A 9808-nucleotide genomic window follows, 5' to 3' on the forward strand; every position below is an offset into this window, starting at 1 on the left:
TGGATGTTGCCTTTACAAACTTGATCAATGTGCCGGATGAGGTCCTCATCCAGGCATACTGAAAAGATTTTATCTATACTTTCTCTCCTTTATTATGTTTACGTTTACATGATAACGTATACAAGTAAATTTGTCAAGAGTTTTTGGTAGCCGCTTTTTGGAGTAGGGTGGCTAGAAATGAGGTGTGGCCAGGCCTTTTCATCGAAATATTGATAAGGAAGGAGTTACGACATGAACAGGAATCCATTACGATTATGCATTCATGATTTCAGCCACCAATCCCGCAACCATCCTGGCAATAGCCAGGCAGGAGGTCAGGCCCGGCGATTCAATTCCGATCAGGTTGATGAGGCCGGAAAAGCCAAGGTCAGACTCCTCCTTGATGATAAAATCCCGGAAAGAGTCATGGGGACCTTGAAGCTTCGGTCTGATCCCCGCCATATCGGGCACGATGGCTTCTTTTTCCAGATTGGTGATGATCTTCCGGGCTGCCTGATAGAAAGTTTCCGCCTTCTCATCCTGTACCGTATAATCAATTTCGCCTGAATACTCCGCATCCGGACCGAAGCGAAGGCGCGAGCCCATATCCAGCGTGGCATGGACGCCGAGGTAGTGAGTATGGGGCAGAGGATAAACCAGCCTGCTGATGGGAGAGGGTTTGGCGTAGGAAAAATAATCGCCCTTGCAAAAATGGAGCCGGTAGCCCTGCCGGTCGATATCGATGCCGGGCAGGGAGGCGATTCGATCGGCAAACAAGCCTGCGCAGTTGATGACCGCTTGTGAGCGGAATCGGTAATTATCCTGCTTGAGGCCAACGATGAATCCGGTGCTCTCTTTCTGCAGGACAGTGACTTCGCTGCAATAAACCAGATCGGCGCCTCTCGATTGGGCCGATCTGGCCAGGTATTTCATCAGGGAATGGGTATCGATAATGCCGGTATGGGGTGAATGAATACCGGCGATGCCCCTGGCATACGGCTCCAGCCTGCGGATCTCTTTCCGGGTGAGGATTTTTAAATCCCGGGCTCCGTGGGATTGGGCATTTTTGAACAGCTTTTCCAGGGCTTCCAATTCAGAGACTTCTGGAGCTGTGATTAATTTACCCAGTCGCTTATACGGAATAGCAGCCTTCTGGCATGTCTCATAGAGATAGTCCGCACCTTCCAGGCAGAGCTTTAATTTGAGTGAATCAGGCGGATAATACAATCCCGCATGAATCACTTCACTGTTTCTGCTGCTCGTTTCCTGGCCAAAGCCGCTGTTTTTCTCCAGGACCACGATATCCGTGTAGCTCTTTGACAGTTCCGCAGCTATCGACAAACCAATTACCCCTGCACCGATTATGGTTATCCTTACCTCATCCATAGTCCATATCCTTATTATTTGCCCTTATTATTACTCTGCTATCCTGGTACAACGCTCATCGTACAGTTGTTCAAGGTGACTGATGGGCGACAGTTCCTTGAAATCGAAGAGGGTCCCCATAGCCATGTTACTGGTTTTCAGGTTATTCTCTTCACAGGCTGCAAGCGGATTCAATCCCCCGACAACGATCATGGCCGCCTTCCCTTCGGGAACAGGGATGTCGAGCAGTGCCTGACCAGGCTTTCCAATCATCAGGATCCCTCCCAGTCCTGCCTTGATAAGCTTTTTCCTGATCCTTTCCGCTTCCGGAATGGCGGCGGCAGGTATTTCGCGGAAACTGGCACCAATGAGGCCATTCCCCTGATTCGCAGCCTGAGCGACGCTGGTCATGCGCCCCCTGATGAAAATTTCCAGAGGATCGAGGGTAGATCCGTCATAGGCGATAATTTCGGTGAATCTGACCGGCTGGCCGCATCTCATCTCCAGTAGTCCTCCGAAGCGGGACAAAACCGGGATGCCCGAATTGAGAAATATCCCATTGATAGTCACGCTGCATACCGTACCAATGGCTACTGTCCCTTGAGGAATATCAAAGTTTCCGAGCTGACTTCCTGACTCCCTGACAACCGCGAACTGGCCCATGCCAAGCCCTTTGTGAAAAACAGGGATGATATGCTCAAGTGCCCTGGCAAAATCCTGCGACTGGATGGTGGAAATATTCAATACGATATTCCCGCTGAGCTTGGCCAGGGAAAATTTCATCCTATAGGACAGCTCATCGATCATGGAAGCGACAAGGCCAATCTTACCCATGACAAAAGCGCTGTTCAGTTCTTTTCTGCCTTCAGGAGTGATCATCCGGCCACGCTTTTCACCCAGGTTCCGGGTAAATCCGGCCTTATCGGTAAGGGCAAGATAGTATCTCACCGCCCGGGGAGAAAGATGGATACCGTATGATTGAATCTGTTTGGCAATTCTTGTTCCGCCAAAAGGTCCTGATGCTTCCCGCAACGCCCGCAGGATAGCGATGATGTTTTTATCGGTTTTTATTTCCATGCGAAGATTCTCCTTGAGACTTCCGGTCCTCGGTGAGCTACTCGGCAATAGTGCGACTACTTTATCATAGGAAAGGGGAGTTGGCAAAGAAAAACTCGGCAATATTGCCTAATTCATGTGCATAACGAAATTGCCGTGATAGCCTGTCATTCATGGCTCTATCTTAAAACTATCTTCGGCACACTCCCGTATAATTGATCATCTCATGCCGAAAAAATAAGCATCAGGTTGCTGAATGGTACTTGACATCCCAGTCAGTGGCGTGATATTTTGATGACCAAAAAATAGGCATGGTATTGCCGAACACGGAAAGGGTGCAGTCAAGGAGGGGGAGAGAGCTTTGGTTGCACCCTATCAGGGTAAGTTGTAGAGTGTAGTCTTATTAGCCTGTAAGGAGAAGGAAATATGAACTTACAACAGCCGAATTCAAATGATGCCACCAGAACCTTTAACCGCTCGAAAAGTGTTGTGCCCGGATCAGGATTATGTTCCCGCTGCGTTGATGGATGCCGGGGAAATTGTGAGGTTTTTAAAGCTTCTTTCCGGGGTCGGGAGGTAATTTATCCTGGTCCGTTTGGGGATGTCACGGCAGGTGCTGACAAAAATTATCCTGTTGATTATTCTCATCTGAACATTCAGGGTTACGCACTGGGCGGCCAGGGACTCCCTGATGGCATGGAGGCAAACCCTGATACCGCTACCTTCCCCGCGGTTAATACGGAAACAGAATACGGCTGGGATATCAAAGTACGAATGAAAGCCCCGATCTTCACCGGAGCATTGGGTTCCACGGAAATCGCCCGCAAGAACTGGGAGCACTTTGCAGTAGGCGCGGCTATTTCCGGTGTCACCCTGGTTTGCGGAGAGAATGTCTGCGGTATCGACCCTCAACTGGAGCTTGATGCTCATCGCAAGGTTGTCAAAGCCCCTGACATGGATCGCCGTATCGAGGTTTACAAGAAATATCATGAAGGATTTGGCGAAATTCTGGTACAGATGAATGTCGAGGACACCCGGCTGGGTGTTGCCGAGTATGTTCAGAAAAAGCATAACCTTGAGACCATAGAATTGAAATGGGGCCAGGGCGCGAAATGCATTGGCGGTGAAATCAAGGTTAAATCCCTGGAAAGAGCCCTCGAGCTTCAAAAACGGGGCTACATCGTTACCCCTGACCCCTCAAGCAAAGCTAATCAGGAAGCCTTCAAGGCGGGAGCCATCAAGGAATTCGAGCGTCATTCCCGTTTGGGCTTTGTTTCCGAAGAGGGTTTTCTGGCTGAGGTCGAGCGGCTCAGAAAACTCGGCTTCAAGCGCATTACCCTGAAGACCGGCGCCTACTCCATGCGTGAGCTGGCTATGGCTATCAAATATTCCTCGATGGCCAAAATCGACCTTCTAACCATTGACGGAGCCCCCGGCGGAACAGGCATGAGCCCCTGGAGAATGATGCAGGAGTGGGGAATTCCGACCTTCTATCTACAGTCCATGACCTATGAATTCTGCGAAAAACTGGCCAAGAAGGGCATGCGGATACCGGACATTGCCATAGCTGGCGGATTTTCCACCGAAGACCATGTCTTCAAGGTTCTGGCAATGGGTGCCCCCTATGTCAAGGCAGTCTGCATGGGAAGAGCGCTCATGATCCCCGGCATGGTAGGCAAAAACATTGCCGAATGGATTAAAGCCAATGACCTGCCGAAGACCGTTTCCGAATTTGGCACTACGCCCGAAGAGATCTTTGTCTGCTACGCAGAGCTGGCTGAAAAATACGGGAACGACATCAAGAATATTCCTCTGGGAGCCATCGGCATTTATAGCTTTGCGCAAAAGATCAGAGTCGGCCTGCAGCAGCTCATGGCCGGCAGCAGAAATTTCCGGCTCAGCACTATCTCCAGAAACGATCTTATGGCCCTTACCGAAGATGCGGCCAAAATCTCCGGCATCCCTTACGTCATGGATGCCTATCGCCAGCAGGCCGAGCAGGTACTTGAAGCGGTTGATATCTGCCGTGAAGAGGCTGAAGAGGTCCTGGCCTGAGCATCATCAATTATCAGTAAAAAATTATCATTTTCCATACAATTATAGAATAAAAGGGGCTGACTCCTGGTTAGCCCCTTCTTTATTATTCAGCCCTGCTGTATTATAAGGAGCTTCGACCTATGTCCGATCATAAGCTATCTGCCAATCAGGAAGTGACTAAGGAGTACATCTTGAAGATGGCCTCCGATAACAATGTCAGGTTTATTCACCTCTGGTTTACCGATGTATTAGGATCACTCAAAAGCTTTTCGATTAATATCAACGAGCTGGAAAATGCCCTGGAAGGCGGCATGGGCTTTGACGGATCTTCCATTCAGGGATATGCACGCATCGATGAAAGTGACATGATAGCCATGCCGGATATTACTACCTTCCGGATTCTGCCTGAAAGTCCGGGAGAGGTTACGGTCGCCCAGATGTTCTGTGATATATACGAGCCCGATGGCATCCCCTATAAAGGTGATCCGCGAGGCGTGCTGAAAAGAAATCTTAAGCGGGCAACGGATCAGGGATACACTTTTTACGTAGGGCCTGAGCTTGAATACTTTTATTTCAAATCCAGCCACGGGAGGCCGGAAGTACTGGACCAGGGGGGGTACTTCGATCAGACAACCCTCGATCTGGCCTCCGACCTGCGGAAAGAAACCGTGTTAGCTCTTGAGAAGATGGGAATAGCCGTGGAATACTCTCACCATGAGGTAGCTCCCTCGCAGCACGAAATCGACCTGCGGTATACCGATGCCCTCACTATGGCCGATCATGCCATGACCTACCGGCTGATAGTCAAGGAAATAGCCATGAAGCATGGAATTTATGCCACTTTTATGCCGAAACCTCTGATGGGCCAGAATGGCAGTGGCATGCATACCCACCAATCGTTATTTCAAGGCGATAAGAATATTTTCTTCGATCCTCATGACAAATACCACCTCTCGCGGGAAGGAAAAGCCTATATTGCCGGTATCCTGAAGCACGCCCCTGAGTTTACCTCTATCATCTGCCAGTGGGTCAATTCATACAAGAGACTGGTTCCCGGCTATGAAGCTCCTGTTTACATCTCCTGGGCAAGAAGAAACAGATCGACCCTGGTCAGGGTTCCGATGTATAAACCGGGTAAAGAGAAAGCGACCCGCATCGAGCTTCGCTGTCCTGATCCTGCCTGTAATCCGTATCTGGCCTTTGCGGTGATGCTGGCCGCAGGTCTTGAGGGTATGGAAAAAGGATATGAGATACCGGAGCCCATCGAAGAGGATATTTTCGAGATGAGTGCGGCTGAGCGGAAAAGAAGGGGTATCGACTCTCTGCCGGGAGACCTGTACGAAGCTGTATGCCTGACAGAAAAAAGTGAACTGGTAAAGAGGGCGCTTGGGGATCATATCTTTGAAAAGTTTATTGAAAATAAGAAGATCGAATGGGAGCAATACCGGACCTGGGTGACTAATTATGAAATCGACCGGTATTTACCTATCTTATAGCCATCTTCTCCCCTAGATCAAAGCCCCGCCGGCAAAGCCCGGACCGCCGCCTCCACCGCCACCGGTACTGATTGCGGTCAGAAGCCCGGAGAGCGTGGCCGCAGGAGCGAGGGTGGTAGTCAGAGGTGAGGTGTAAATGTTATACGTCGGGTCAACAGGCGCAAGAGGGGAAGCCAGATAGCCGTAACTCTGGGCAGGGAAAGGACTTGCATAGGGGTAAGGGCTGCTTCCGGTGGCAAACAGAGTATTGAAATTATACCCGCCTGCCGAGTAGGGATAGCCCGGATTGGGATCACTGAAGTATGCGGGCAAACCCGCCCTGGTCAGAAGAGACAGAACAGGCTGAGGGCCAAAACCATAGGGAGGCGTTCCCGGTGGATATCCAAGCCCGAACAGCGGCTGAAATGTCCGTGGGGGAGGCACATAGGGTGGGTAGACAGGCCCGGATGTCCAGGAGGAGTAATCGGAGAAAGAATAATAGTTCGATGAGGCCGGATATGAATAATTGTTATACCAGCCCTCATTGAAAGAGGTGAGAAGGGCCTGATTGGAGGAAGAGGAAGAATTCGCTGCCTGCTGTCCCTGCTGTGTTGTCTGAGAAGAAGATGCGGGGGGTGTCTGTCCGCTGGCCTGAAGGTAATTTCCTTCCGGCAGGTAATGGAGAGCGACCTTCGCACTGCTGTCATTCGTGTACCAGCCGTACCGGGTTATATCTGAGATAGTGGGATCATCAAAACTCATGACCTGCACACTGGAAGGGGCATTCGCATCCCCTGAGAAAAGCTCTATGTCTCCCAGTTGGAAATCCGCCCCTCGAATGCCGATCTTTTCAAGGTGATCGTAAGAATCTCCCCCCTGGGAGAGGACCTCGTTCAGGTTGGGAAGCTCAACCTCATGCCATGCTCCATCGGTAATAGCGCTGCCAAGAGGAATCTCGATGAGCTCGGCCTGATAGGAGGGCGATCCGCCGGTGGTGGTAAAATTGATCCATCGGCTCGCTCCCTCCTGGGTACCGACACGCACAGAGATAACCAGCGAATACCGGGATTTGATCGAAAGGCGAAGGTTATCCTGCCGGCAGGATTTCCCTTCGAATTCTTTATAGATATAGACCGATTTCAGTGAAGACTCCGCTCCCTCCGCTCCTCTTGCGCCGGGCACCATACATACTATTACCAGCGTAAGCAATAACCACAACCACACCTTTTTCCTGTCCATCCCCTCTGAGCCTCATCCAAGTTTATATTGAGTAGGTGGAGCTTATGCCCCACCACAATACTATATTACCGCTAAATGTCCTCTTGTACCTCGTGCGAGAGAGCAAGAACCATAGGCAATGGCCGAAGCTCCCGCCGCAGTGGATCAAGTGCCAATCCCAACGCCTCAAGCGTAAAGGCACCGAGCAGCACGCTGTCCCCTTCCTCGCCGAAGATGACATCTGCACCTCCTATCATGTCCCGGTATTTGAAAATAGCAACACCCTTCTTGCGTACAATCTTGGTTCCGTCTGCCAGCCGGAACGCCTGCTCTGTCAAGGGCTTGATGCCAAGCTTCTCCAGAACCGGGGCGGGAACCACAGAGTAAATAGCCCCGGAATCAATCAGAAATTCCAATTTCTCCCTGACTTCAGGGTTGGCAGGGTTTCCTACCTCAATCTCCAGGACTGTAAGACCCATGATAATCTCCTCTCTCTCTGAGGGCTAAAGTATAGTTATCCCTTTACTCCTCCAGTGTATACCTTCCTTCGGAAGTATTCAACCCAATCTTCATCCTCCCGCCCTTTTCTCTGTTTCTCAACCTAAATCGTACTGGTGGTCGAAGATAAGAGGCTTGACAGGTCAGGCAGGGTAATCGTGGTCGATCCGGGTGTATAGGTTGTAACCGGTATTGTAACACCGGACAGTCCGGATAATCCCAAATTGCTCAACCCCAGGATGGAAGATAAGCTTACCTGACTGGTTGAAGGAACCAGGACAGGAAGCGAAAAAGTATTGGTTGGCAGGTTCGACAGACTGCTCAACAGGTCCGTACCGCCAAGCAGTGATGAACTGTCGAGTCCGGCCAGGAGAGGAGAAGTGCTGCTCAGCCCTGCCCCCAGGAGAGAGGAGTAGCCTAATCCCAGAGGAGAGCCGAGGAAGCCTCCGTAGAGGGAATAGGGATAGCCGTAACTGGAGTAGGGAAGGCCATAGCCTGAAAGTCCATAGCCAAGTCCGTACAGGGGGGGAGGATATCCATAGCCGCCCAGGCCATAGCCATATAAACCGCCAAGGCCAAGGAGTCCGCCGTAACCCAGGCCGAAGAGACCTCCATAGCCCCAGGCGCCATAGCCTAAATAGTCATAGTATCCAAGACCGCCGTAGTATCCAAGGCCGCCATACCATGCCGGGCCGTAATAATTGTCATAATATCCTCCCAGTGCCGAGTAGGGTGAATAGTACGAGCTGCCAAGATCAGTGGGAGAGTAGACAACAGAATCCCCGGCCCTGTTCTGACTGGCAGTTCCTCCCGACGAGCTTTCCGAAACCGGTCCCAGTACCTGGAGGTAGCCGACGAGATTTTCATCATGCTGGATAGAGAAATATTCGGGTTCGGTAAGCTCCCATCCCATCCAATTCTTTTTATAGGCTGGGGGGGTAATATCCGGCAGGGCAAAGTTATCGCTGCCATATCTGTCCTTATCAAGCGGCTGATATTTTTTGGAGCCATCACTATCGGTATAGAATACATTGACATACCGGACTCCGAAGTCGCTGCCAAGCAGGCTGATTTTCATTATATTGCGCAGGCTCCAGGGAGCATGGCCTATGGTCAGAGCCTCCTCTTCCAGGGTCAGCCTTACGTTTAATTCAATAGTATTCCACTGCCCATTGGTTATATTGCTTCCCATTCCGGCTTCGATCATGCCGGTTTCCTCATCGTATTTCGGTGAGCCGCTAACCGTCGATGAATAGGTAATCCAATGCTCACCTTCCGTGGTATAAGCCTGCACACAGACTTTAAACGGCTGGGTGGTTTTGACCTTAAGAGCGATGGAATCGTAGATGTTGGGGGAGTTGGATACACTTACTACCTTAGTCATGGATACGACCTCCCGAACCCCCGTACTATCCGCAGATGCTAATCCCACAAAACCCGCGCTCAAGCCTACAAAAATTATTCCGGCGACAGCGATAAAAATAAACAGCACTTTCTCCCCTGACCTCATACTCTTCCTAACCTCTTCTTAAGATTCTATCGTTAATGAAACGCTTCTAACCAAAAAGAAATCCCTACGCTCTTAAATATTTGCAATTCCAGTGCCAGATTTGATAAAAGACAGAAACGAATGGTCGCTGATACGTTTATTCGCCCCTTTTAGACTGGTGTTATGAAAAATTTTGCATATATGTGCAAATGGGTGCGAATCTCCTGGGGGAAGGGGGAAGAGGGGCATCGTTGTCTGTCACACATCCCGTGAACTGACTCGCCAGCACCCGCCACCTGCTTGCAGATGTTCCGGCACTTCTTTTATTTTGTTTGCTGGTTTTTCAACTCTTCTTCAGATATGCCAGTTGAATCCCTGATAATTTTGGGATCAACTCCTGCTTGGAAAAGCTTCCTGGCAGTCTCCAGTCTCCCCATCCGCTCACCCTTTTCCATGCCGATCCGCTCACCCTGGGCAAGGCCAATTCGCTTTCCTTCAGCTAAACCCTTTTCCATGCCAATCTTTTCGCCCTTTTCCATGCCGATCTTCTCACCCTCGGCAAGGCCCTTTTCCATGCCGATCCGCTCACCCTGAGCAAGGCCCTTTTCCAGTGCGGCTTCGGCTGCTCCCCGCTGGTCCTGGATAAAGACCATGCTCTGGTCGTACAGCTCCCATTCATCCCGGCTCAGGT

8 protein-coding genes are annotated in these 9808 nt (G+C 50.6%); 2 read left to right on the plus strand and 6 right to left on the minus strand.

Going from position 1 to position 9808, the window contains the following annotated elements; genetic code table 11:
* Positions 1–252: 252 nt before the first annotated feature.
* Together AB1611_20475 and AB1611_20480 are read right to left on the minus strand one after the other, a co-directional pair.
* Entirely contained in the window at positions 253–1365 is a 1113-nt protein-coding gene (locus AB1611_20475; protein MEW6381959.1) for an NAD(P)/FAD-dependent oxidoreductase, read from the minus strand.
* Positions 1366–1395: 30 nt separating this feature from the next.
* Positions 1396–2421: an NrpR regulatory domain-containing protein gene (locus tag AB1611_20480; GenBank protein ID MEW6381960.1), complete on the minus strand. Its 1026-nt coding sequence runs from the start codon at positions 2419–2421 to the stop codon at positions 1396–1398.
* Positions 2422–2826: 405 nt separating this feature from the next.
* Here AB1611_20480 and AB1611_20485 point away from each other — a divergent pair, with 405 nt between their 5' ends.
* Together AB1611_20485 and glnA are read left to right on the plus strand one after the other, a co-directional pair.
* A complete protein-coding gene (locus tag AB1611_20485; GenBank protein ID MEW6381961.1) occupies positions 2827–4455 on the plus strand; it encodes an FMN-binding glutamate synthase family protein in 1629 nt (542 codons plus the stop codon).
* A 122-nt stretch (positions 4456–4577) separates the two neighbouring features.
* Positions 4578–5933: a type I glutamate--ammonia ligase gene (gene glnA / locus AB1611_20490; GenBank protein ID MEW6381962.1), complete on the plus strand. Its 1356-nt coding sequence runs from the start codon at positions 4578–4580 to the stop codon at positions 5931–5933.
* Positions 5934–5945: 12 nt separating this feature from the next.
* Here the strand turns inward: glnA and AB1611_20495 are convergent, their stop codons facing one another.
* The 4 genes from AB1611_20495 to AB1611_20510 all read right to left on the minus strand — a co-directional run.
* Positions 5946–7151: a hypothetical protein gene (locus AB1611_20495; GenBank protein ID MEW6381963.1), complete on the minus strand. Its 1206-nt coding sequence runs from the start codon at positions 7149–7151 to the stop codon at positions 5946–5948.
* A gap of 71 nt (positions 7152–7222) precedes the next feature.
* Positions 7223–7609, minus strand: a complete 387-nt coding sequence (locus AB1611_20500; protein ID MEW6381964.1) for an aspartyl protease — start codon at positions 7607–7609, stop codon at positions 7223–7225.
* Between the two features lie 122 nt (positions 7610–7731).
* Entirely contained in the window at positions 7732–9012 is a 1281-nt protein-coding gene (locus AB1611_20505) for a hypothetical protein (GenBank protein ID MEW6381965.1), read from the minus strand.
* 428 nt (positions 9013–9440) lie between these two features.
* Positions 9441–9808, minus strand: a 368-nt coding sequence (locus AB1611_20510) for a hypothetical protein (GenBank protein ID MEW6381966.1), incomplete at its 5' end; no start/stop codon positions are given.

It is taken from the genome of bacterium, from assembly GCA_040755755.1.
In the GTDB taxonomy this organism is placed as follows: domain Bacteria; phylum SZUA-182; class SZUA-182; order DTGQ01; family DTGQ01; genus DTGQ01.